Source organism: Anaerotignum lactatifermentans DSM 14214 (assembly GCF_900142265.1).
GTDB lineage: Bacteria > Bacillota > Clostridia > Lachnospirales > Anaerotignaceae > Anaerotignum > Anaerotignum lactatifermentans.
In genome coordinates this window covers 16,210-39,168 of sequence record NZ_FRAH01000026.1, presented here as the reverse complement: position 1 = coordinate 39,168, position 22,959 = coordinate 16,210, and the positions used below count along the sequence as shown (strand labels likewise).

20 protein-coding genes are annotated in these 22,959 nt (G+C 47.4%); 7 read left to right on the top strand and 13 right to left on the bottom strand.

Translation table 11 applies throughout. The features are described 5' to 3' along the window. Positions 1-220: 220 nt before the first annotated feature. From BUB35_RS08615 to BUB35_RS08570, 8 genes are all read right to left on the bottom strand, one after another. On the bottom strand, positions 221-1,078 hold the full coding sequence (locus BUB35_RS08615) for a YitT family protein (protein WP_072850875.1): 858 nt from the start codon (positions 1,076-1,078) through the stop codon (positions 221-223). A 27-nt stretch (positions 1,079-1,105) separates the two neighbouring features. Further along, positions 1,106-1,837 carry a WecB/TagA/CpsF family glycosyltransferase gene (locus BUB35_RS08610; protein WP_072850873.1) on the bottom strand — a complete coding sequence of 244 codons (732 nt, stop codon included), beginning with the start codon at positions 1,835-1,837 and terminating at the stop codon, positions 1,106-1,108. Positions 1,838-1,854: 17 nt separating this feature from the next. Further along, a complete protein-coding gene (gene csaB, locus BUB35_RS18510; protein ID WP_084730623.1) occupies positions 1,855-4,086 on the bottom strand; it encodes a polysaccharide pyruvyl transferase CsaB in 2,232 nt (743 codons plus the stop codon). 14 nt (positions 4,087-4,100) lie between these two features. Continuing rightward, a complete protein-coding gene (locus BUB35_RS08590; protein WP_022254744.1) occupies positions 4,101-4,577 on the bottom strand; it encodes a DUF4330 family protein in 477 nt (158 codons plus the stop codon). Between the two features lies 1 nt (position 4,578). Continuing rightward, a complete protein-coding gene (locus BUB35_RS08585; protein ID WP_072850870.1) occupies positions 4,579-5,076 on the bottom strand; it encodes a DUF4330 domain-containing protein in 498 nt (165 codons plus the stop codon). Beyond that, positions 5,076-6,188, bottom strand: coding sequence for a glycosyltransferase family 4 protein (locus tag BUB35_RS08580; protein ID WP_072850868.1), 1,113 nt, complete (start codon positions 6,186-6,188; stop codon positions 5,076-5,078). The genes BUB35_RS08585 and BUB35_RS08580 overlap by 1 nt, the downstream gene beginning before the upstream one ends. After that, positions 6,170-9,319 (bottom strand): murein biosynthesis integral membrane protein MurJ, encoded by a 3,150-nt coding sequence (gene murJ, locus BUB35_RS08575; RefSeq protein ID WP_072850866.1) that lies wholly within the window; start codon positions 9,317-9,319, stop codon positions 6,170-6,172. The genes BUB35_RS08580 and murJ overlap by 19 nt, the downstream gene beginning before the upstream one ends. 171 nt (positions 9,320-9,490) lie before the next feature. After that, positions 9,491-11,842: a phosphodiester glycosidase family protein gene (locus tag BUB35_RS08570; protein WP_072850865.1), complete on the bottom strand. Its 2,352-nt coding sequence runs from the start codon at positions 11,840-11,842 to the stop codon at positions 9,491-9,493. A gap of 255 nt (positions 11,843-12,097) precedes the next feature. On the opposite strand from BUB35_RS08570, the gene BUB35_RS08565 reads away from it, so the two are divergent. Together BUB35_RS08565 and BUB35_RS08560 are read left to right on the top strand one after the other, a co-directional pair. Continuing rightward, complete coding sequence (locus tag BUB35_RS08565; protein ID WP_072850863.1) at positions 12,098-12,715, top strand: LolA family protein; 618 nt, start codon at positions 12,098-12,100, stop codon at positions 12,713-12,715. Positions 12,716-12,819: 104 nt separating this feature from the next. Further along, positions 12,820-13,197 (top strand): type II toxin-antitoxin system PemK/MazF family toxin, encoded by a 378-nt coding sequence (locus BUB35_RS08560; protein WP_072850861.1) that lies wholly within the window; start codon positions 12,820-12,822, stop codon positions 13,195-13,197. A 51-nt stretch (positions 13,198-13,248) separates the two neighbouring features. On the opposite strand, the gene BUB35_RS19045 is transcribed toward BUB35_RS08560, so the two are convergent. Genes BUB35_RS19045 through BUB35_RS08545 form a run of 4 tightly spaced genes read right to left on the bottom strand, consistent with a single transcriptional unit; the run spans position 13,249 to position 16,686 of the window. After that, a complete protein-coding gene (locus BUB35_RS19045; RefSeq protein WP_159432877.1) occupies positions 13,249-13,422 on the bottom strand; it encodes a hypothetical protein in 174 nt (57 codons plus the stop codon). A gap of 11 nt (positions 13,423-13,433) precedes the next feature. After that, positions 13,434-14,069 (bottom strand): uridine kinase, encoded by a 636-nt coding sequence (gene udk, locus BUB35_RS08555; RefSeq protein ID WP_072850860.1) that lies wholly within the window; start codon positions 14,067-14,069, stop codon positions 13,434-13,436. 20 nt (positions 14,070-14,089) lie between these two features. Further along, the gene (locus BUB35_RS08550; protein ID WP_072850859.1) at positions 14,090-15,439 is read right to left on the bottom strand and encodes an LCP family protein; all 1,350 of its coding nucleotides are present in this window, start codon (positions 15,437-15,439) and stop codon (positions 14,090-14,092) included. Between the two features lie 8 nt (positions 15,440-15,447). Next, positions 15,448-16,686, bottom strand: a complete 1,239-nt coding sequence (locus BUB35_RS08545) for an LCP family protein (RefSeq protein ID WP_072850858.1) — start codon at positions 16,684-16,686, stop codon at positions 15,448-15,450. A gap of 388 nt (positions 16,687-17,074) precedes the next feature. Here BUB35_RS08545 and BUB35_RS08540 point away from each other — a divergent pair, with 388 nt between their 5' ends. The 5 genes from BUB35_RS08540 to BUB35_RS08520 all read left to right on the top strand — a co-directional run bounded on the left by BUB35_RS08540 (position 17,075) and on the right by BUB35_RS08520 (position 21,377). Beyond that, positions 17,075-18,958 (top strand): LTA synthase family protein, encoded by a 1,884-nt coding sequence (locus tag BUB35_RS08540; RefSeq protein WP_072850857.1) that lies wholly within the window; start codon positions 17,075-17,077, stop codon positions 18,956-18,958. Between the two features lie 106 nt (positions 18,959-19,064). Continuing rightward, positions 19,065-20,315 (top strand): glycerate kinase type-2 family protein, encoded by a 1,251-nt coding sequence (locus BUB35_RS08535; RefSeq protein WP_072850856.1) that lies wholly within the window; start codon positions 19,065-19,067, stop codon positions 20,313-20,315. 118 nt (positions 20,316-20,433) lie between these two features. After that, positions 20,434-20,685 (top strand): spore coat associated protein CotJA, encoded by a 252-nt coding sequence (locus BUB35_RS08530; RefSeq protein ID WP_072850855.1) that lies wholly within the window; start codon positions 20,434-20,436, stop codon positions 20,683-20,685. After that, positions 20,670-20,954, top strand: a complete 285-nt coding sequence (locus tag BUB35_RS08525; RefSeq protein WP_054330141.1) for a spore coat protein CotJB — start codon at positions 20,670-20,672, stop codon at positions 20,952-20,954. Before BUB35_RS08530 ends, BUB35_RS08525 begins: the two co-directional genes overlap by 16 nt. Then, entirely contained in the window at positions 20,955-21,377 is a 423-nt protein-coding gene (locus tag BUB35_RS08520) for a manganese catalase family protein (protein WP_072850854.1), read from the top strand. A 13-nt stretch (positions 21,378-21,390) separates the two neighbouring features. Here the strand turns inward: BUB35_RS08520 and BUB35_RS08515 are convergent, their stop codons facing one another. Next, positions 21,391-22,950: a recombinase family protein gene (locus tag BUB35_RS08515; protein WP_072850853.1), complete on the bottom strand. Its 1,560-nt coding sequence runs from the start codon at positions 22,948-22,950 to the stop codon at positions 21,391-21,393. Between the last annotated feature and the right edge of the window lie 9 nt (positions 22,951-22,959).

Genomic DNA, 22,959 nt, shown 5'->3' with positions numbered 1-22,959 from the left:
GTGCCGAAAAACAGTATCGCCCTGTGTTATTCAAATAGCCTAAATACATTTTATAACAAAATGCTGAAAAAAGAAAGAGAATTTGCAAAAAAAACATACAAATTCTCTTTCGACCTTATTTTTTCATAAAAAACACAGCCTTTTTTTATCTAAACTGTCTTGATTTTTGTTCACGGAATGCCCAAAAGCCTTTTTTCCGGCTTTTTCGGCTTCGTCTTTTTTACTTATGAAATTCCGTATCCCCCAAAACATCCCGCATATCTGACAAGAGAAAGTATGCCTTTCTGTCAATATTCATGATAAGACTTTTGACCAGAGAAAGGTCTTTTTGCGAAAAAACACAATACAGCACATTTTGCCCTTTTTCTGGACAATTTTCCATATCCAAAAGTGACATAACCCCTCTGCCCCTGAGAGCAGAAAGCCCTTCCGCCACGGCTTTGCCTTCTTCTGTCACAATAACTGCTGCCCGTACAGCACTGCCGCCTTCTGCCACACGATCCATAACCTTCTCCATAATGCCCACAGCAAGAATGGCATAGAGGGTATGGGTAGGACCAAAAGTCACCAATCCCAGCAATATGATGGAGCCATCCAGAAAAAGCACCAGCCTTGCCACAGAAACATGATGGAAAAACCCGTCATGAAGCAATGCCGCCACCAAATCCACGCCGCCTGTGGTCGCGCCGCCCCGCAGCACCAATCCCAGACCAGCCCCCATAAACACACCGCCATAAGCTGCCGCTGTCAGCAAATCCCCATGATACATAGGAAATCTTGCCGCAATGTAAAGCATCACAGAAAACAAAAGGGAAGTCAGTATGGTTTTCCCCAAAAACTGCCTTCCCTGTGCGTACCACGCCAAAAGAAACAGCGGCACATTCAGGGCTGTATTCACCAGCCACAGGGGAACAGCCGGACCGCCCAGCCTGCGGGATACATCATCCAGAATCATCCCCAGACCGGAAATCCCCCCTGCCACCAATTCCATAGGTTCCAGAAAATTCTGAACGCCTACAGCCAGCAGTGCCGTTCCTGCCAAAAGCATACCATATGCCGCATATTTCTTTTTCTCCATATTCTGTTCGCCGCCTTTTTCCCGAGATTATCTCTTTTTCTGTTTTCTCAGGACTGTCAGCGCAAATTTCGGCAGACGCATCATACGCCGCCATCTGGTGGGCTGTGTGATGAGGCGGTAGAACCATTCCAGACCTAATTTCCGGAACAGCTTCGGTGCCCGTTTCACATTGCCTGCCATAACGTCAAAACTGCCGCCAACGCCAATGGCAACCTTTGCACCCACTTCTTCCAGATGTTCGTAAATCCATTTTTCCTGTTTGGGTGCGCCCAGTCCTACCAATAGTATGGACGGAGAAAGACGTTTTATGTCTGCAATGATTTTCTTTTCTTCTTCTGCGTCAAAATAACCGTTATGTCCGCCGACAATCTTCAGACCGGGATAGACTTTTTTCATCTGTCTTGCGGCAGTGGAAGCCACGCCCGGTGCACCGCCGAAAAAGTATACACTTTCATTCTTTCCGGCAATGCGGCTGAAAATATTCTGTGTCAGGTCATAGCCTGCCACTCTTTCTGTCAGCAAAATTTCACTGTAGCGACTTGCCCATACAACGCCGATGCCGTCGGGCACTACCAGGTCCGCTTCCCGCAGAATCTTCATCAACTCTTTGTCATGCTGCGCCTCCATAACGATTTCCGGGTTGGGTGTGCAGATGTAATGCTGTTTATCATCTGCCAAAAATACCATGACCTTTTCCACAGCCTCTGCCATGGTCAAAGCGTCAAAAGGCACATCCAAAATCTGTGTCATTTTTCTCATAACTGCCCTTGTCCCCCTTATTTCCGTTTCTCCAGCAGGCGCATGAGGTATTTCTCATTGCGGTGTGCCATCTGGTTCAGGTGTTTTGCCTTTTCTTCCAGTTTTGCCACATAAGCCTGTTTGTTTTTCACAATATCATCAATGAGTCCCAGTGTATGGTCCATATCAAAGCTCTTCAGATCGCCGCCGCTGGGCATTTCCAGTTTTTCCAGATAGTATTCAATCTTCGGATCATATACAAAGCCCACCAGAGGCACATGCTGTCTTGCTGCAAAAATCAGTGTATGCAGACGCATGCTCAGAATAAAGTCTGCTGTGGAAATGATGCCCATGACTTCGCTGGGGGTATAGCTGCCCCGCAGGATATAAGCAGGCTGTTCCATTTTCTTCTGGACTTTCTCACTGATGGTAATATCGTTTGGCATTTGCATTGCCAAAAAGACGATATTCCGGTTATATTTTTCCACAATGGTATCGCAGAGTTTTGCGAATCGAGAAATGAATTTATCCATATCCCGCCAATTTCTTACAGAAACCACTACCAAAGGTTTATCCTGCGGAATACCTTCCTTATCCAGCAGACGGTATGCATCTTCTTTTGCAATGCCGTCCATAGTGAATACAGGGTCAGCGGTCACAAAGCATTTCTTCGAGTTCACACCCATGCTCAGCAATTCTTCGTAGGAATTTTCTTCTCTCAATGTAATGAGGTCAGCCTTGTTCACCACCTGTTTCACCAGTCTGCGGTTGCGCTTGCCGGAAACAGGACCAATGCCGTTGGCATAAAGCATGACTTTTTTCCGCATGAATTTCGCCGCCGCTGTAATGGAAAGGTAGTACATCAAAGAACGTGTGCTGGTGCTGTCCTGAAGCAGAGATCCGCCGCCGCTAAGGAGGGCGTCGCTCTGGTGGATGGCACAGAGCACATCCCGCACACCAAAACGATAAACGGCTTCAATGCCGTATTTTTCTCTTGTTTCCACTGGTTTGTTGGACAGTACCGTGATGTGGTAATTGTCCCCCAATTCCTGAATGTTCTTGTGCATAGAAAGCATGATAGCTTCGTCACCTGTGTTATTGAAGCCGTAATAGCCGCTCATAACCACATGATACTGTTTTTCGTGGCTTTCCTTCCAAGCTGCGTCATAAGCCTTTACACTATCCTGTGCCATTCTTGTCACAGAGTAATAACGGAAGATCACTTCTCTGCCGTAAGCGCCGGCTTTTTCTCTTTCTTCCGGTGTCATGTTGCAGAAAGCGTATACGGTATCTCTGTAGAGCTTGTCCTCTTCAGACATTTCGCATCCACGGCAGCAGAAGTTGTTTTCCTGTGCCATAGCCAGTTTATCTTCGCCAAACAGACCAATATAGCCTTCATTCCCCGCAACGATAACCGTCTTGCCGGCCGCCATAGCTTCCAGTGCCGCACGGCTCACACCGACAAATACGTCTGCCACAGAAACCAGTTCGTTGATATCCGTTCTTGCGCCAGTCATGGTGATGCATTCTCTGCCCAGCTTCTTGTTGACACCTTTGCTCTTTTCCAGCAGTTCGTCAAAGACATCGCCGCCGCCTACGATGATGATACGCAGACCGGGAATCTTTTCTGCCAGCTTTGGTGTAATCTCAATGAGCTGTCTTGCCACCATGGCACGGCTTTCATCCATACGGCTCACATAAACCAGTGTGGGTTCTTCCCCTGTCAGATGGAATTCCTGACGGACTTTGGTGCTGTCTGTTTCGGGAGAAAACTTGTCTGTGTCAATACCGTTGATAGTTACAAAAATATTTTCGCTGCGCACATGATAGTTGTCCATCAAATACTGCTTGATGTCCTCACTGACAGCAACCACTTTCTGACCCCAGTTGGTCAGATATTTCAGCCCCATCCCTGTGTAAAATACCCAGTGTGCAGAGGTGACAAATGTAAATTTCAGTTTCTTTTTCAGCATGCCGCAGATAAAGCCGGGGATTCTGGCATGAGAATGGACAATGTCCGGTTTTTCCTTGCGGATGATCTTTTTCAGAAGCATATAAGATTTCAACATTTTCATTACATTGCGCTGATTCATGGGCACTTTGTAATGACGGATCCCCGCTTCCGCCAGTTCCTGTTCGTAAACACCACCATTGGATGCAACGATGATGTCATAGCCCTGTTTTTTCAGTTCTTTGGAAAGTTCCACTACATGAGTTTCCGCACCGCCGATATCCAATCCCATCAGCGTCATCAATACTTTATATTTCATATTCGTCCCACCTGTCAAATATCAATTGAAGTTACTTTCATCTTGGGTTGCGCATATTTCGTATAAACTTCCATTTCGGAATTGGCTTTCAGTTCCACAGTGCCTTCTGCGAAGTAGCCGTCTTCCTTTTCAATGATATTGCCTTCCAGCGTCAGAGTAACCCCGTAATATTCGGGATATTCCACCAGAATGGTGTTGCCGCTGTTGTCAATGACGTTTTTCATCTTTGGCGCATACTGCACATCGGTAATGGTGCCGATGTAAGTATTTGTTTTTGCGTCGTACATGGTATCCCCCACATGCAGGGCATTGACTGTTGCCATACGCACATCGTCAATAAAGGCTGTATAAGTCACTTTGGATGCTTCTGCTGTTACGCCGGCAGATTCCTTCTGGTTGACAACGCCGAATTTGTATACCCCTACAGCAACCAGCGCCACCACAACCACCAGAATCAGCAAATCTATGATATTGGGTCGTCTTTTTGCCACATTACTCACCATCCCTTACTTCTACAATATAACCCTTGAAGGCGTATCCTTTGCCTTTCACATTTTGTTCCTTGCCGACCTTTACCACATTGCCCTCTACGGTAATGTCCTGATCGGTTTCTGTGCCGCTGCCTTCAATTTCCACATAAATATTGCAGTAGCCGGGTACCGGCAGCATTTCATACTTGTTTGTGGTACGATTGAAATTCACTTCCCGGAAAGGTTCTGTCCAGCAGCTTTTCACTGTTCCCAGATATGCGGAGCTGGTGCTGTCAAAGACCTTGCCCCCTTCTTCAGGGAAGTTTGCTGTTTCGTTCAAAACCTGTCTGCCTTCCACCACATAGGTGTATGTTTTGGTTTCTGCTGCAGCGCCGCCGCCGTTTTTTCCGCCGGCAACCCAGTACACACCGAATGCCACTGCCGCCAGCAGAACCAGAATGATCAAAATATCCAGACCGTTGAACAGACCGAATATCTTTCTGCTTTTTGTCTTTTCCATCACTTTCTTGCCTCCGCATACAGTTTTTCCATTTTTGCCGCCATCAATTCTGCTGTGAACATTTCTCTTGTCCACGCCATGGCTTTTTTGCTCATGCTTTCATACAGACTTCTGTCGGAAAGGATTTCCAGAATCCGTCTTGCCAGATCCTCGTCATCCCCTACTGCCACCAGATAGCCGTTTTCCCCGTGGCGCACCACTTCGCTGACGCCGCCGCTGTCTGTGCCCACGGCAGGCACCCCTGCGCTCATGGACTCAATAAGGGAAAGGCACAGGGCTTCTTCTTTAGATGTGATAACAGCCACATCCAGTGCCGCTTCCAGCCGTTCCACAGCGGAAACAAAGCCTGTGAACAAAATCTTTTCTGTCAGCCCCATCATTTTCACATCCGCCTTCAGCCGTTCCATCTGGCTGCCTGTGCCCACAATGAGGAATGTGATATCCTGCCGTTCTTTGCAGATGCGTTCTGCCGCCCGCAGGAAGGTATCATGGTCTTTCACTTCTTCCAGTCTGGCAACGATGCCCACAACTTTCTGACCTTCGGGCACACCGTATTCCGCCAGTACCGCCCTTTTTTCCTCCGGTGTCAGAGGGGAAAGCATTTCAATGCCATTGTAGATAGTCACAATCTGTTTCGGGTCTGTGCCGCCGGCAATCATGCTCTTTCTTACGGCTTTGCTCACGGCAATGACTCTGTCACTGTAACGATGGTTCACCATCCGTTTTGCCAGTCTTTTCATTGTGTTTCCGCTGACGTTTTCCATACAGTGTTTTGTATGGAAGATACGGGGCACACCTGCTTTTTTCGCTGCCATTCTGGCTGTCAGGCTGGCATGGGTATGCACCACATCGGGCTTGTCCTTGCGGAACAGTTCTGTCAGAGGTGCCAGTGCCTTTTTGTCATAAGAGCTGTCTGCCATGGCATCCATTTTGATGACGGGAATGTCCAGACTTTCCACCACAGGGCAAAGCTGGCTGTCCGCAGGCAGTACCACCCGTACATCGTATGTTTCCCGGTTGCAGTATTTCAGGTAGTTCAAAAGCCACCGTCCCGCGCCGCCGATATTGCGGTCTGTCAATACATGATAAATTTTCAGTTTTTCTTTCTCCATGATTTTTCTCCCAATCTCACGGCTGCCATACCGATGCCCAGTACACACCAGAACAGCAGCACAATGCTGTAATCAAACCAGATATGGTCTGTCATCCCCTGTAACAAAATACCTGCAAAGCCGCCGAATACTGCTGCCAGAATGAAGCGGTATCTTCTTGCAGCTCTTGCCATGGTGCTGTAAATCTTCTGGAAGAACAGCAGCACCAACGCCAAAAATACACTGAAGCCCACAATGCCCAGTTCGATGAATTCCTGTAAGAATAAATTATGGACATGGTAAGCATTTGCCGCTTCCAAAGAGAACAACGGATAAATCTCATTGAAGGCATCCACGCCGATACCTGTCACCCAGTAATGACGAATCATGTCAAAGCCCGCCTGATAAATGGACAGACGATACTGAGAAGACGAGTCGCTCATGGTAACGGAACTGAGCAGTCGTTCCCACAAACTACTTGGCAGTATGAAAGGCATTGCCAGCAGCGCTACAATCCCAATGGGAATGAGCCGCCGTTCTGCCAGCAGTACGAAAAGCCCTGCGGCAAACATGAGCCCCAGCATAGCTCCGCGGGAGTTGGTAGCCAGCAGACCCAGACATAAAATGCCAAAGCAGCCTGTGTAGAACAGTCTGCCTGCCCAGTTGCGGCATTTCCACATCATCCCTGCCGCCAAAGAGCCGATAACAATGAGATATTCCCCTAATACGTTGGGGTTATTGAATGTGGCATAAGCGCGTGTGGTGATGTCGAAGCTTTCGGCGTCTACCCATGCTTCGTCCATTTCCACGCCCACCACATATTGGAAAATGGCATACAGGGCAATGAGCACCCCTGTAGCAATCAAAACAAACAATACCAGATTCAGTTTTTCTTCTGTGTCAATGCAGTCTCTGCATACGAAGAACACAGAAAGGAATACCAGAAAAATGCCCATGACCATCACAGCTTTAGGGAAGTGATAACTGGTCAGCGCCCCATATACCACGCAGAGGGCAAAGAGCCCTACCAGCACCCCTACCAGAGCTGTCCGCTGCATACGAATGCGTCCCATCCATACGTTAATAACGTACAAGGCAAAGGTGCCTGCCGCCAGTACCGCCTGTAGCATAGTCGGCAGTATGGGAATGGCAACTGCCAGCGCGCAGATGCAAATGATGAGGAAATTCTGGTTACACAGCCGCAGGATGGCGCTTTCTGCCACCATGGTAGCCGCGAAGCCTTTTTCTTCCTGCACTGCCACAGCGCATCTTTTGGCAGGGCCATGAAGCAGATGGGGCAGCCGTCCCCTTGCGGAACGAATCCAATAGTCCCAGTTATGACGCAGGAATGTAAAGATACCGCTTTCCCAGAAAGCTCTGCCCACAGCCTGTCCTAGTCTGCGGTAAGCCCGGTAAGTCAAACTCTGAGACCAGATGCCCCAGAACCAGATCACAAAACCATGAATCAGGCGGAAGAAGAAGCTGTCCTCGATATAAAGAGAGATTTTGTCCGTCATACCCTCCCGTCCTTTCTGTTGTTGGGTATTTTCTTCGGATTTCTTTTCCGGTGTGCCCCCTGTGGGAGGATTGCCGCCGCCCCGGTGGAGGAATTTTCCTACCAGAGAGAACGCAAAACGACTTTCATCTACCCGCAGCACATAAGTCAGCACCATATATATGGCGATACCAATACAGGTAGGAACGCCCACCAGAATCACCCGTGGAATGAGCCCATCGCCCATTCTTGCTGCCAAGAAATGATAAGGCAGATATACACAGAACAGCATCACCAAAGCGGATACTGCCATTTTACACAAATCCGCCGCCAGTTTTTTATCCAGAATCCCCGGATACTGTTTGACTGTCGGCACAAACAGAATCAGCGCTGCCACTGTGGAAGACACAGCGGAAGCCAGCGCCAGACCACCCAGCCCTATGGGCTTCATGAGCAGCCAGCACAAAGCGGCATTGACACCGATGGAAATGATGCCAGCCACCAGAGGCATTTTTCCTTCCTGCTTTGCGTAGAACACACGGCTCAAAATGGTCTGCACACCATAGCCAATCATGCCCACCGCAAAGAAGCACAGAGCCGTTCCTGTCATTTCTGTTCCCAGGGCGTCAAAACTGCCTCTTTCGTAAATGAGTTTTACCAGTGGTTTGCTCAATACCATGAGCCCAACCATCATGGGAATCAGGAAAAACATCATAGACCGCAGGGTCACTCGTACGGTCTGTCCAAAGCCGTCCCCTTCTGCATCATCTGCCATACGGGAAAGTTTCGGGAAAATCAGATTGGCAATGGCTAGAACAAATACCCCAACAATAATGGTATATAAGTTGTTTGCATACTGTAATGTGGTTACCCCCATATCCAGATGGGAAGCAAACTGGTTATTGATAATCAGGTTGATGGGCTGAATCCATGTGCCTACCATAACAGGCAGCATGAGAATCAGAATCTTCCGTATGCCTTCATCCCGGAAACGAAAATCCGGGCGGTAGAAATACCCTTTTTTCATCATGGAAGGAATCTGGATGATGGCCTGCATAGCCCAACCAATGAGGAAAGCCACTGCCAGACCATATACACCAAAACGGTCATTCCAGAAAATATAATACAGGATGATCACGGCGTTAGAAGCCACACTCAAAGCCGCCGGCACGTTAAATTCATCCAAAGACTGCAAAATCCCCACGAAAGAAAAGGCAATGCCCGTAAAGAAAATGGTCGGGAACATCACATGGGACAGCTGTGCCGCCAGTGCTGCCGTTTCGTTGTCATAGCCTGCCGCAAAAAGCCATACAAACCGGCTGGAGAAAATCTCGCATACCACCGTCATGAGCAGTGTCACCAATCCCATAAGGGTAATGAAACGATTGGAAAGAGCAAATGCCTCTTTCTTCCCTTTTTTCTTCAGATATTCATTGAATATGGGAATGAAGCTGGCGGATATTGCCGAAGCGAATACCGCATCAAAAAAGGTTCGCGGCATCAAGCTGGCTGTGGTGAATGCCTCCGCCGCCATGCCGTTGCCGTAATTGGCTGCCAAAAGCTGATCTCGCACCAACCCCAGCACTTTTCCCACCAGAGTAATAAGCATCATAAAGCTGACCGCTTTCACGGCGCTGTTTTTTTTCTGAGTCGTCATTTTGTTTCTCCTGAAGTTTCTTTGATTTCTCTTTTTCTTTCCCCGAAACACAAGGAAAGGTGGATAGAGAATATCTACCCACCTTATACTACCGTATTCTTACTGATTTTACAAGAAACATGGGGGAATTTTAAGAAACTTCTTCTATTTTCCCACTGTTTTTCATGATTTTCAAACTTTCACAGGCTGATATGTCACGCCGTCATCTGCAATGCGGAATTTCAGCATATATACATTGCTGTTTGCTGTGCCGTCTGCTCTCCACAGGTCAGGCAGATTGATGTAACGCACACCGTCCTTTGTGGAAGCCCAGTAAGCATTGCCGCTGCAGGATACCACAAAGACTGTTTTGCCGTCTTCCACATATTTGTTCAGAATTGCGCGGAAGTAATCTGCTTCTGCTGCGGAAGGATAATCGGAAGGTGTTTTATCTGTGACAAAAATGATGGTGTCATTGCCTGCCGCTGCAATATCCTGTGTGAAACGTCCGTACTGAGAAGGATCTGTCTTACGGATACCCTGACTTGCTGCCAGCAGTACCACGGAAGCGCCATCTCTGTTCATGAAGCGGTAGCTGCCGTTCCATGTCAGGCTGTCCTGTACGGTCGGTGTGGTGATGTCACAAGGACCGCCGTAAACGGTCACATCTGCGCCGCTGTCAGCTGCAGAACGTACGCGGCTTCTCTGTGCGTTGTATGTTGTCGCATCTACCTTGCCAGTGCCGGTGTATTTCAGTTCACCAGTGATATTCAGATAGAATGCGCCGTCATTCTGTTTTGTTACAGTCTGCTGCAAAGGATCTGCGGCAGATGTGCTTGCAGGCGCTGTCACTTTGCTTGCACCGCCAACGGTGATGGTCACATAAGTGTCCTGACCTGCCCAGCTGCATTTCACATAAGTGGAGCCTTTTGCCTTTGCAGTAAAGGTGTTGCCGTTCATGGTACCGATAGCAGGATTTGCTACGGTGTAAGTTACGTCATTTGTAACTGCTCTGCCGAAGCCTTCTGTATCATAAGCGGTCACATAAATGTTTGTGGTGCCGCCTACGTTTTTGATGCTTGCATCAGGATATGTCGCTTTCAGTCTGGCTGTGGGATAGCAAGTCGCATTTGCCACTGCTGTCAAACCGTCGCCATAAGTTGCCACAACGGAGTATTCCCCTGTGGTGGTAGGCTGGAACAGATATCCATCCCATGTGCCTTCCACACCAACCACTTCAAAAGTTACATCTTCCGGTGCGATGTAAATGCGGTTTTTGTATTCATCCAGACCGTAAACCGTGAATTCCGCTGTTTTGCCGGGCTGTGTATGCTGGTTCACAGTTGTGATGCCGATTTCTTTGATTTCGCCTTTGGGTGCTGTCTGGAATACACCTACGGAAGCAATAACTTTTCTCTGCGCCCCGTCAGAAGGTGTGTTCTGCAGCTGAGGTGCCGCGTCGTCAACGGTCTGCACCACCATGGTGGAAGAACCGCCGCCGTCCAGATGCAATGCTTCATAAGCGCCGTATTCTTTCATGAGGGCTGCCATTTCGGAATGAGTTGCGCCAATGCTGTCCCCACGACCGTCAACAACCATCATGATGGCTTTGGTACCATCCTGAGAAACACCAAAAGCTGTTCTGGGCTGTCTGCCTGCGGCTACGATGTCAGTCGCAGGTGCTTCCTGACCGTCCAGCAGCAACAGTCCGCCGCCGCCGAAAGCTGTGTCGATCTGGTCAAAGTCGATGGTAGAGCTTACCTGTAATGTAACAGGGTCGCCTACTTTGAATACAGAAGCTGCATTTGTGTAATAATCGCCGCTCATGACGATGAGGTAGCCATTTTCAGGCACTTCCACAGTTTCCCCTTTCTGGGAAATGTATGTAATAGTGTTGTTCTGTACCACAAATTTCACCAGATTGTCAAAACGTTTGTCCAGATCCGCAGTGCTTGTAGCAGCCTCTCTGTTAAACAGTATAGGGAATACCATGCTGGTCACTTTGTTGATGGATGCCAGATCAATGGTCTTTGCGGAATTGGAGAACTTCACGGTTGTTTTGAAGTAAGTGAAGATGGAATTGCCGTTTTTATCCTTTACATACGTACCATACTGGTTTTTGTCCTGGTTGATGCTTGTCCCTGCAGAAACCAGTTCTCCGTCGCGTACAACAGGACCAAATCCTGCGGAATATGTACCTGCCATACCGAAGAAGTCACTGTTCACACCAGCAATGGCGCCGTTGTCTGTGAGCATTTTCTGTACGGTTTCTTTCAGACCATATTCTGTTTTGCTTTCCACTTCTTTCAGTTCCAGTGTGCTTTCTGTCAGGTCGATGGTCAGCACATAAATGTCCTGAATACCGTCTGTTGTCATGCGGCTGTTCTTTTCATATGTCACCCCTCTGGTGATGGTTTCCTGTGTTTTGTTTTCATAAACTGTCTGGGCAGCAAATACCGTTGTCACTCCTGCCGCAGTAAATGTCAGCGTTGCTGCCACAAAAGCAGCCAGCAACCGCTTGATGCCGTAGAATCTTTTTTTCATTTTCCCACGCACTCCCTTTCTCTCGATTCTGATGGTTGGACGCCTGCTTTTCACCTTTGTTCCATATTCTGGAGAAAAAAAGCAAAAAGTAACCGTCCAAACTGCGCATACATAAAGATTTTACCACAAAAACCAGCTTTTTTCTCGTCCCACGAAAAAACTTAATAAATTTGTAATCTTATGTAACCCAACTCTCATAGGCCTTCTGTCCCTTTCATAAACTGATAGAAAAGTCCAAATCAAAGGAGGTATTTTATGAAACGCCTGATATTGTATGTACTGGCGCTGTTTTGCTTTGCCTGCGGCTGCCAAAAGGAGGAAATCACACCCATGGCTGCCATCCAGCAAAAACTGACGGACATGGAAGGCTATTCCTGCCTAGCTACCCTTACCATCTATTCCAACAAAGGAGAAACTGTTTATGAAACCAAACAGGATTTCAAATCCACTGGAGAATACCGTATGGAAATGCTTTCTCCCGACTCCGCCAAAGGTAATTACACCGTCTTTGACGGCAAAACTGTCTGCCAGTATAATCCCCGTCTGAAAGAATCCGTTCAACGGGAAGTGCCCGAATCCCAGCGGCGCAATGAATTATTTCTAGGGCAATTCCTAAAAAACTATCTCCAGTCAGAAGGGGTTTCCGTGGAAACAGCCGCCATTGATGAAAGCCGCTGTACGGTGCTGGAAGCGGTCATTCCTGAAAACGGCAGCCAGCTTGCTTCTGAAAAACTGTGGGTAGACAACGAAAGTCTGCTGCCTGTCCGCCTTTCCCTCTACGATGCTGATGGGAAGGAGTGCTTGCGTCTGGATTACACCACTTTTACATACAACCCGCATTTTGACGAAAATTTATTTCGGATTCCTGCATAAAAATTGTCCCAGCGTGCCATACTCCCTTACGTCAGCGCAATACATAACCATGGTTTTGACGCAGTTCTGCCTGACGGATTTCTAACGGCGGAGGGTGTGATTCTATGACGATCAGACGAGGAGATATTTTTTATGCGGATTTAAGTCCCGTTGTGGGCAGTGAACAGGGAGGCGTGCGCCCTGTGCTCATCATACAGAATGACATGGGCAATAAATACAGCCCCACGGTCATTTGCGCAGCCATTACATCACGCATGAACAAGGCAAAACTGCCCACACATATTGCCCTTGCGGCAGCCAAATACGCCCTGCCCAAAGACTCCGTTGTGCTGCTGGAGCAGATCCGCACCATTGACAAACAGCGGCTGCGGGAAAAAGTTTGTCATCTGGATACGGAAATCATGGAGGCAGTGAACCAGAGCCTTTGCGTCAGTCTGGGGCTTATCTGCGGCGAAAAACGGGCAGAAGTGCCACGCGTTTGAAAACAAAAAAGCCGAAATCCTTACAATCCCAAGGATTCCGGCTTTCTTTTTTTATTTACGATTTCCAGTCAATGTGAGCCAGAGGAAATACAGCACCGCAAATAACAATGCAAAAGCGATGAATTTCATGATATTCACATGCCCTCTCTCTGCAATGATCTGGACTGCCGCACTGAAGAAAATGCCCCAGATGACAGACTTCTGTAAATTACCTTTCCAATCCATACTTCTGCTCCTTATTTCACATGGGTGCCATAAACATGACCATAAATCCGCTGAATCATCATGTCCAGCGCCACCACGTTCTGTCCGCCTTCCAGCACGATGATGTCAGCGCCCCGTTTGCTGGGTTCCACAAACTGTTCATGCATAGGCTTTACGGTCTGCAAATACTGGTCTACTACAGATTCCAGACTTCTGCCTCTTTCTTTTACATCCCGCAGGATACGACGCAGGATACGCACGTCTGCATCTGTATCTACAAACACCTTGATGTCCATCAGGTCACGAAGTTCCTTATTTTCAAAAATCAGAATCCCTTCGATGATGAGCACCTTTGTGGGATGGATTTCAACGGTTTTGTCAGAACGATTATGCACCGTAAAGTCATAAACAGGACACTGAATGCTCTTTCCTGCCCGCAGATCCCGAATATGTTCCATCATCAGGTCTGTATCAAAGGCATCTGGATGGTCATAATTGAGCAGACAACGCTCTTCATATGTCAGTTCATCATGTCTTTTGTAATAGTTGTCGTGATAAATGACTGTCACTTCATCCCCAAAGCGTTCTTTCAAGCGATTGGTCAGGGTTGTTTTCCCGCTGCCTGTACCGCCTGCAATGCCAATTACCATCATTTCTTCCGTTGCCATGGAATGCTCCTTTCTCAGCCTCAGCTTTCTCCTGTCCCCAAAATAATACGAATATCTACGCCCGTAGGCAGTTCATCCGGCGCTGTTTCCACTGCCGCATTGGCAAAATAGGAAACCAGATCGCTGCCTGTACCAGCTTCTTTTACTTGGATACGTGTTTTTTCCACTTGTTTTCCGTCATAAGTGGTAGGTTCCGTCACTGTATACCCATCCGCTGCCAGTTCGTCTGAAAATCTTCTTGCCAGACCATTCACATTGCCGCCGTTGCAGACCTCAATGGTCAGCCCTTTGCTGCTGCTTGCTGTCTGCCCTTCCGGCGTTGTCACATGCTCCTGATAGAAGATCTGATCCACCAGCAGAGAGGTTTCGTCAGGGTCATGGATGAAGTAAGACACATTGCCTACATACTGACCAGCCCCCGGCAATGTCTGCATGTTGATTTTATTCATGTCGATTTTCCCTATATAGTTGGCGTATTTCACCGCATCTGTCAGGGAAATGTCTGTCTGCACATCCTTATAAAGAATAGAGATATACTCCGGCAGATTTTTCAAAATGCTTTCAGAGCTGAGCACTTTTTCCGCCAGCGCTTTCAAGAACAGCTGCTGTACTTCAATACGTCCTTCGTCCCCTGTAGGATACTTTCTGAAACGTACCAGCTGTTCCGCCTGCTCGCCGTTGAGGGTCTGCAAGCCCGCATCCAGATGGATATACAAATCCTGTGCCGGGTCTTCGTAGTCCATATCCTGGGGCACGTCCACTTCTACGCCGCCTACAGTGTCTACAATCTTGCGGAACGCATCCAAGTCAATTTTGACATAGTGGTCGATGTTGATGCCCAACAGGTCTTCAATCTGCAATACCGTATTCTGGCAGCAGTTGTCTTCGTCGCTGTAAGAATGGATGGCATTGAGTTTTGTTACCTGATTATATACCCGTCCGGTTTCTTCATAGTTTTTCGCAACTTCATCACAGACAGATACCCTCGTGTCACGAGGCAGAGAAAGCAGATCCAGACTTTCGTTGGCGCTTTCATAATGGACCACGAACATAACGTCTGTACGCTTTCCTTCTTTATCCGTCCCAAAAACAGCCACATTCAGCTTGATATCCCGTCCCAGCATAGCATCCAGCAGATTCAGATTGGAACCGCTGCCCACATATCCGCCAAAGGGAGATTCGCCCGTCACTTTGTAATAAGCGAAGGCTGCGCCGCCTGATAGTATCAAAAATGCCATAACAATGGATACCACAATTTTGAAAAATGTACGTATGGGTCGAAAGGGCTTTCTTTTCTTCTGCGGCTTTTCATAAGACCCATCCCGCTTGCTGCTTCTGTGTCCGCTGCTGCGGCGTTGTTTTCCTCTCATGCTATTTATCACCCGTTCGTCTGGTTTGTCGTTTCTTCGTCTGTCAATCCATCTGTTTCTGTGCCGTCATCTGTCATATAGGCAGGTGGTTCTTTGCCGTAAATCCGGTAGTCTACCAATTCTTTGGTGCCTTCTTCGTCCATATCGAAATAAGCGCCGCCTTCACCGGGAATGGTGTCTGTTGTGATAGCAGCCGGATCGATTTCTTTGATATATCCTGCATATTTCAGGGCTGTTGCCACAGGCATGTCAGACTCTACTTTTTCCATGAAGATTTTGATGTAGCTGTCCAGATTGCTCATGATCTTATCGCTGCTGCAAACCTGTGAAATGAAGGCTTTCAAAAATTCCTGCTGCACTTCGATACGCTTCAGGTCTTTCTGGGCATATCCTTCACGGAAACGTACCAGCATTTCTGCCTTTTCCCCATCCAGCAGCTGCGGACCGGGATACAGGTCAATATACAGCCCCTGAGCAGGGTCGCTGTAATAAAGCCGTTCCTGTACATCAAATTCCACGCCGCCAACGGCGTCTACAATATCCTTAAAAGCATCCAGATCCACTTTCACATAATAGTCAATGTCGATTCCCAGAATTTCTTCCAGCATTGCTACGGAGAAGGTACTGCGATTGCCTTCACCTGCATAAGCATGTACTTCTGTCAGCTTGCACTGACCATATACACCGTTTGCCTGAGGGACTGTTCTGCCGTTTTTCTCCAGATAAGCGATCATATCATCGGTCATGACCACTCGAGTATCTCTTGGCACGGAAATCAGATGCACTTCTTTCGTGGTCAGGTTTAAGCTTGCTACTATATTCACGTCCGTTCGGAAACCGTCCCCGTCAGTTCCCAGCAGAGCAATATTCAGCAATTGGTCTTTTGCTTCCGTAGACACATCCGCAGATGCCACAAAATCGGATTTTTCCGCCTTGCCTTCCCAAAGCTTCAAAGATGCGTACAGTTTGGCTGCCCCAAAAGCCCCCGCAAGGATCACCACCAACAGTACACAAAGAATGATTTCCCCTCTTTTACGTCTGCGGCGCATTTCCATCTGCTTTTGATGGTTGCGCTGCATTCTGGCGCCTACTCTGCGGCGCTGCTCCTGCTGCATCCGCATCTCTTCTTCCGCATAGCGCTGTTCCCGCAGCCGCTCTGTCCGGCTGCCCCTTCTCTGCTCCTGTTCATACTGGGGATGCACAGGGCGTCTGCGTCTATGCTGATAATCTGTTCTGTTTTCTCCCATCTTTCATTTCTCCTAAATCCCGCAAAATTCTCTTTCTTTTCTTCATGGCATATCATCCATAATTTATTTATTATAACAAATTTGACAGCTTCTGACAATCGAAGGGCATTTCTTTACACTTTTTTGTCAGAAATTTGTCCAAATTTTTACAAATGTCTTACACCGCAAAAGGAACCTACGTCGTTTTTTTGCTATGCTTTGGGATTTTGCCCGCAAAACCCTTTTTATTATACACAATTTCCCACAGAAAAAAATGTGTATTTTTCTTAAAATTCCATTGAAAACCCTTCGATTTCTTTACTTTTTGCCGAAAATCCCGTATAATACCCAAATTGTAAAGGAATTGTTAAGCACAAATGAAAAAATAAAACATAAGGAGGTTTTGCCTGTGTTTTTCAATTGTTTTCAGCAAAAGGACGCACCCTTTTCCTGGAAAAAAACCATTCTGACGCTTCTGATCAGCGCCATTGTGGCAATGTGTCTGGTGTTTCTCATCACTACCCAGCATCCGCTGCATGTTGCCTATGAACTTCTGACACACCCTACCATGATTCTGTGGAACTTTCTGCCGGCACTGCTTGCAGTGTTTCTGGTATATTTTGTGACAGGACGACTGTTGTTTTCCTCCCTGCTGTTGCAGGTGGTATGGATTTTGTTTGCCGTCAGCGACAAAATCAAAGTTTCCATGCGGCAGGAACCCCTGCTGCCCACTGACCTGACACTGGTCAAGGAAGCTCTGACCATCGTCAAGACATTTCCCGTCTATATGCTGGCACTCATTGCTGTTGGCTTCATTGCTGCCATTGCCATATTGGTTTTCAGCTTCATCCGCAGCGAAAAACAGCGTCCGCCTATGGTTGCCCGTCTGATTGGCATTGTCTGCGTCATTCTGGCTGCATTTGGTCTGAACACATTGATTTACGCTGACAAAGATCTGTACGACGGTTATCCCGTTGTGGAAAACCCTTATTTCCAGGTAAATCAGTATAACACACGTGGTCTGGTCTATTCCTTCTTCCATCAGATCAACATCATGCGATTGGAAGCCCCAGCAGACTATGATAAAGCATCTTGTGATGATTTCATGAGCGCCCCCATCACCACCACAGTGGAAACATCGCCCAACATCATCATGATCATGGGCGAGGCATACTCCGATTTGAGTGAAAACAAACATATCAGCTTTGAAGGCTACACAGACCCCATGGCAAACTTCAAAGAACTCTGCGCCAAAGAAAACGCTGTCAGCGGTCATATTGCCGTTGCCAACTTCGGTGGCGGTACATCCAATACAGAATATGATGTGCTCACAGGGCTGCCTACTCGTTTTCTGGATACGGCACTGCCTTCTTATAACTTTATCCATCATGAAATCGACGCACTGCCTTATCGGCTGTCACAGATTGGTTATGAAACCACTTCCATTCATCCTGGTTACGCATGGTTCTATAACCGCCAGAACGTATACCCGGATTTAGGCTTTGAAACCTGCTATTTCCTGGAAGATTCCTTCGATCTGGCAACCCAAGGCATCGGCGGCTATGTAAACGAAGAAGCCACCATGGATAAAATTCTTTCTGTAATGGATGAGCATATCTCCTCATCCGATGCGCCTTTGTTCTCCTTTACTGTCACCATTCAGAACCACGGTCCTTACGAAAAAAAATATGGAACATTGGCACAGAATTTCTCCACAGACGTGGAATTGACAGAAACAGAAACTGATCTATTGACCCAGTATTTCTACGGCATGACCGATGCAGACGAAGAATTGGGACGACTGGTGGAATATGCGGAAAACAGCGAAGAACCCATCATTCTGGTATACTTCGGTGACCATCTGCCCGGCTTCTCCAACGGTATGGAATTCTTCGACCTGCTGGATTATCCCAAAGATGCCAACGGCACACCAGAAGAACAGACTGCCGTTTACGAAACACCTTTTGTCATCTGGGCAAACGACAGCGCTGCACAGCAGTGCGGTTTTGCAGAAAACGTCGATGCAGCCGCATTGCCGGAAAACAATCTCATCAGCTCCTTCTATCTGGGGGCATTGACCACAGAGCTGGCTGGCATGGAGGGACTTTCACCTCTTTATGACATGCTTAATGACATGCGGAAAGAATACCCTGTCCTTTCTGATATGTACCATGTAGACGCTCAGGGCAATTATGTGCAGGAATTGCCTGAGGATGTTCAGGAACAGTTGGATACCCTCATCCAACTGCAGTATTACATTCTCTTTGACCGCATACTGCCGGAACAGAAATAAAAATAAAAGCCGAGGATCTCTTGCTAAGAGATTTTTGGCTTTTTTGTTGTAGGAAAACCCCCGCCATGTTATACTGGCATCAATCATATACAGGGGAGGAATCTTTATGAACATTCTGCGTGAACACGCCCAGACCATCATTGATGATACATTGAAACAAGTACAGCCCCATGCCGCTGTACAGCGTGCTTTGGAAGGACGTACCTTTCCCGGAAAATGCATCGTCATTTCCATTGGCAAAGCCGCTTGGACCATGGCAAAAGCTGCTTCTGATTTATTAGGAAATACCATCGACCGTGGTGTTGTGCTGACCAAATATGACCATAGTCAAGGAGAAATCCCCGGTTTTGTCATCGCCGAAGGCGGACATCCTTTGGTAGATGAAAACTCCATTGCCGGAACAGAGAAAATCCTTGCTGCTGTGGAAAACCTCACAGAAAAAGATACCATCATCTTTTTGATTTCCGGTGGTGGCTCTGCATTATTTGAAAAGCCCGCTGGTTCTCTGACACTGGCAGATATGCAGAATGTAACAAATCAGCTTTTGGCATGCGGCGCGGAAATCACAGAAATCAATACCATCCGCAAGCATCTTTCCGCTGTAAAAGGCGGACGCTTTGCAAAACTTTGTGCGCCCGCTTCCATCATTGCCATTGCCCTCAGTGATATTCTGGGAGATTATCCCGATGCCATTGCTTCCGGTCCTGCCACCGCAGACACCTCCACCTGTGCCGATGCCATGGCAGTGGTGGAAAAATACCATCTGGATTTCCCTCCTGCCGTTTTAAAACAATTACAGGAAGAAACCCCTAAAAAAATCACCAACTGCGAAATGCAGATCACAGGCAGTGTATCCCAGCTTTGCACCTTTGCCGCAAAAGCAGCGGAAAAACTGGGATATACCCCACTGACCCTTTCCACCATGCTGGACTGCGAAGCCAGAGAAGCTGGTCGTTTCTTGGGCTCCATGGCAAAAACTCTGGAAAAAGGCAAAGGTCTTGTGAAAGGTCCCTGTGCCATCCTTTGCGGCGGCGAAACAGTGGTGCATCTGACTGGCAAAGGCAAAGGCGGCAGAAATCAGGAACTGGCACTTGCTGCTGCTCCCTATCTGGAAGGTATGAAAAACGCCCTTGTGGCTGCTGTAGGTTCTGATGGCACCGATGGTCCTACAGACGCAGCAGGTGGTATGGTTGATGGCAGCACCATGGCAGCTTTGCGGCAAGCAGGGCTTTCCGTTGATGCTGTTCTGGCAGAAAATGATGCTTATCATGCTTTGAAAGCCGTAGACAGCCTGATTTTCACTGGTCCCACAGGCACCAATGTAAATGACCTGTATTTCCTTCTGTTCCGTCCATAAAACTTAGTAAAGATAGCCGAAATCCTTTTTTCAGAATTTCGGCTATTCTGTTTTTTTCTTGCACCGACAGCTTTTCCCCTCCATAGGATACAAGAGAATAACATAAGGAGGCATCTCCATGAAAGAGATCGCATCGAATTTCCTGCCGGACACCTGCGAAACAGAAACCACTATGGACTGCAACGCATGTGTCATCAAAAAAGTCGGTCTGGCACAAGCTTTTGTTCCTAGTCAGCCCTACCAGACACCATCTTCTGCCGAACAAAGTTTGATTTGCGGCACCGCTTTTTCTGATCTTTCCATGCCCTATGTCCAGGGCAGCCATATCAAACGCAATGCAAAGGAGGTCACCTCATGGAACGCGAAATGATGCTCCAAAAACTCATGGAATTGGATTTTCTGGCTGTGGATTTAGGTTTGTATCTGAACACCCATCCCACAGAAACAGAAGCCATCAACGCCTATAACCAGACCATCGAAGCCGCAGACACCCTGCGGATGAAATTTGAAGCGGCTTATGGTCCTCTGTGCTCCTTCCGCAGCTATGCCGCTGATACAGAAAACTGGCAGTGGAAAAACGATCCATGGCCTTGGCAGACAACAGCAAACCCCTCTATGGCTGGAAAGGAGTGCATGTAAATGTGGATTTATGAAAAGAAACTACAGTTTCCTGTAAAAATCACCCGCCCCGATGCCCGCATGGCAAAAATCATGATTGAGCAGTATGGCGGTTGCGATGGGGAATGGGGCGCTGCCCATCGGTATTTGAGCCAGCGCTATTCCATGGTAACACCGGAAGCCAAAGCCACACTCAATGACATTGCCACAGAAGAATTGGGGCATGCAGAAATCATGGGCACCATCGTCCGCCAGCTTATGCAGGGTCTGACCAAAGACCAGATTATCGAAGGCGGTCTGGAGGCATACTATGTGAACCACGGCTTTGGGGTATATCCCTGCTCTGCCGCTGGTGTGCCCTTCTCTGCAGCTGCATTCCAGTCCAAAGGCGATCCCATCACAGATTTGTATGAGGATATGGCAGCAGATGGTGCAATCATATAAGAACAACTTTTGATTAAAAGTTCCAGTGAATTTCAATCGGAACGTCCCTTGTTCCCGGAATACGCTTGCCGACAGATATATAGTCAATCAGTATTTCCACGATTTCGCGGGTAAGGTGTTCCAGGTTGGAATATTGTTCGATAATTTGACGGCGGTTATCGCCCACCGCAATTTTTTCCTCGATTTCGGCTAACTGCTTTTCTCCGTCAGCAATTACACGTTCCAGTCGGTCGCGCTCCGTAGTAAAGTCCTTTGACATTTCCACATAATCGCTTTCAGATATTAAGCCCTTGACCTTATCCATGTAAAGTTCCCGGATACCTTTGGAAAACTCTGCAACCTTTTTCTCATAGACGGCTATATCAGAGAGCAGACGTTTTTTCTGTCCCTGCAAGTTATCACAAAATTCTATGTTCTGTTCTAACTCGTCCTTATCAAGATACTCGGCTGCCAGTTTGTTAATCTCGTCGATAACCATTCTTTCCAGTTTATCAACAGAGATAAAGGAACCGATACAAGCGTCCTTTGCCACATGGCGGTTAGAGCATTGTAGATAGTGCTTATTGTGATTCTTAGAAGAACGCATAGTATAACCGCAGTTTGCACAACGGGCTTTTCTTGCGAATAAACCGATTGTCCCCACATCAAAGGGCTTTGCCCTCTGTGCGATTAACGCCTGCACCTTATCCCATAGCTCCCGGTCAATAATCGGCTCATGCGTTCCCTCAACGATATACCACTCACTTTTTGGACGGGGCTTGTTCTGCTTTGTCTTATAAGAAATGCTCCCATACTTGCCCTGTACCATATTGCCGATATAGATTTCATTTATCAGCATATCGGAAATAGCAAAGTATTTCCAGAGGGTACTGTTTTTCGTTTTCGGCTGTTGATAACGCAAGCCGTGTAGACGCTTATATTCTGTTGGATTTGGTATGCCCCTGTCATTGAGCATACGGGCGATTGCAGTTTTTCCGTAACCTTGTGAAAATAAGGTAAAAACTTCACGGACAACGGCTGCGGCTTCTTCGTCGATTATCAAATGCCCTTTCTGGTCTGGGTCTTTCTTATACCCATAAAGGGCAAATGCACCGATATGAAAACCGTTTTTCCGTCTGTTCGTCAAGACGCTGCGGATATTTTCAGACATATCCTCCAAGTACCATTCATTGACAAGCCCGTTAATCTGCCTGGACTTTTTATTTCCCTTGTTTGCGGTATCTGCATTGTCAACAATACTGATAAAACGAATACCCCATATCGGGAATAAACCGTGAATGTACTTTTCCACTAATTCAAGTTCGCGGGTAAACCGTGATTGTGTCTTACAGAGGATAATATCAAATCTGTGTTGCTCCGCGTCTTTCAGCAGGCGGTTAAATTCCGGTCGCCGTCTGTCAGAGCCGGTATAGTCGTCGTCGCTGTAAATGTTGTAAAGTTCCCACCCCTGTTCCATAGCATATTGCAGCAGCATGGCCTTTTGGTTCTGAATGCTGTTGCTGTCGTCAGTTTCAAACTGCTTGTTTCTATCTTCTTCGGATAAGCGGCAATAGATAGCTACTTTCATATTCATATCTCCTTA

What these genes read in the sequence shown, in the direction of transcription:
- BUB35_RS08615 (WP_072850875.1), bottom strand. Translation starts at nt 1,078, where the DNA reads ATGGAGAAAAAGAAATATGCGGCATATGGTATGCTTTTGGCAGGAACG.
- BUB35_RS08610 (WP_072850873.1), bottom strand. Translation starts at nt 1,837, where the DNA reads ATGAGAAAAATGACACAGATTTTGGATGTGCCTTTTGACGCTTTGACC.
- csaB (WP_084730623.1), bottom strand. Translation starts at nt 4,086, where the DNA reads ATGAAATATAAAGTATTGATGACGCTGATGGGATTGGATATCGGCGGT.
- BUB35_RS08585 (WP_072850870.1), bottom strand. Translation starts at nt 5,076, where the DNA reads ATGGAAAAGACAAAAAGCAGAAAGATATTCGGTCTGTTCAACGGTCTG.
- BUB35_RS08580 (WP_072850868.1), bottom strand. Translation starts at nt 6,188, where the DNA reads ATGGAGAAAGAAAAACTGAAAATTTATCATGTATTGACAGACCGCAAT.
- murJ (WP_072850866.1), bottom strand. Translation starts at nt 9,319, where the DNA reads ATGACGACTCAGAAAAAAAACAGCGCCGTGAAAGCGGTCAGCTTTATG.
- BUB35_RS08570 (WP_072850865.1), bottom strand. Translation starts at nt 11,842, where the DNA reads ATGAAAAAAAGATTCTACGGCATCAAGCGGTTGCTGGCTGCTTTTGTG.
- BUB35_RS08565 (WP_072850863.1), top strand. Translation starts at nt 12,098, where the DNA reads ATGAAACGCCTGATATTGTATGTACTGGCGCTGTTTTGCTTTGCCTGC.
- BUB35_RS08560 (WP_072850861.1), top strand. Translation starts at nt 12,820, where the DNA reads ATGACGATCAGACGAGGAGATATTTTTTATGCGGATTTAAGTCCCGTT.
- BUB35_RS19045 (WP_159432877.1), bottom strand. Translation starts at nt 13,422, where the DNA reads ATGGATTGGAAAGGTAATTTACAGAAGTCTGTCATCTGGGGCATTTTC.
- udk (WP_072850860.1), bottom strand. Translation starts at nt 14,069, where the DNA reads ATGGCAACGGAAGAAATGATGGTAATTGGCATTGCAGGCGGTACAGGC.
- BUB35_RS08550 (WP_072850859.1), bottom strand. Translation starts at nt 15,439, where the DNA reads ATGAGAGGAAAACAACGCCGCAGCAGCGGACACAGAAGCAGCAAGCGG.
- BUB35_RS08545 (WP_072850858.1), bottom strand. Translation starts at nt 16,686, where the DNA reads ATGGGAGAAAACAGAACAGATTATCAGCATAGACGCAGACGCCCTGTG.
- BUB35_RS08535 (WP_072850856.1), top strand. Translation starts at nt 19,065, where the DNA reads ATGAACATTCTGCGTGAACACGCCCAGACCATCATTGATGATACATTG.
- BUB35_RS08530 (WP_072850855.1), top strand. Translation starts at nt 20,434, where the DNA reads ATGAAAGAGATCGCATCGAATTTCCTGCCGGACACCTGCGAAACAGAA.
- BUB35_RS08525 (WP_054330141.1), top strand. Translation starts at nt 20,670, where the DNA reads ATGGAACGCGAAATGATGCTCCAAAAACTCATGGAATTGGATTTTCTG.
- BUB35_RS08520 (WP_072850854.1), top strand. Translation starts at nt 20,955, where the DNA reads ATGTGGATTTATGAAAAGAAACTACAGTTTCCTGTAAAAATCACCCGC.
- BUB35_RS08515 (WP_072850853.1), bottom strand. Translation starts at nt 22,950, where the DNA reads ATGAATATGAAAGTAGCTATCTATTGCCGCTTATCCGAAGAAGATAGA.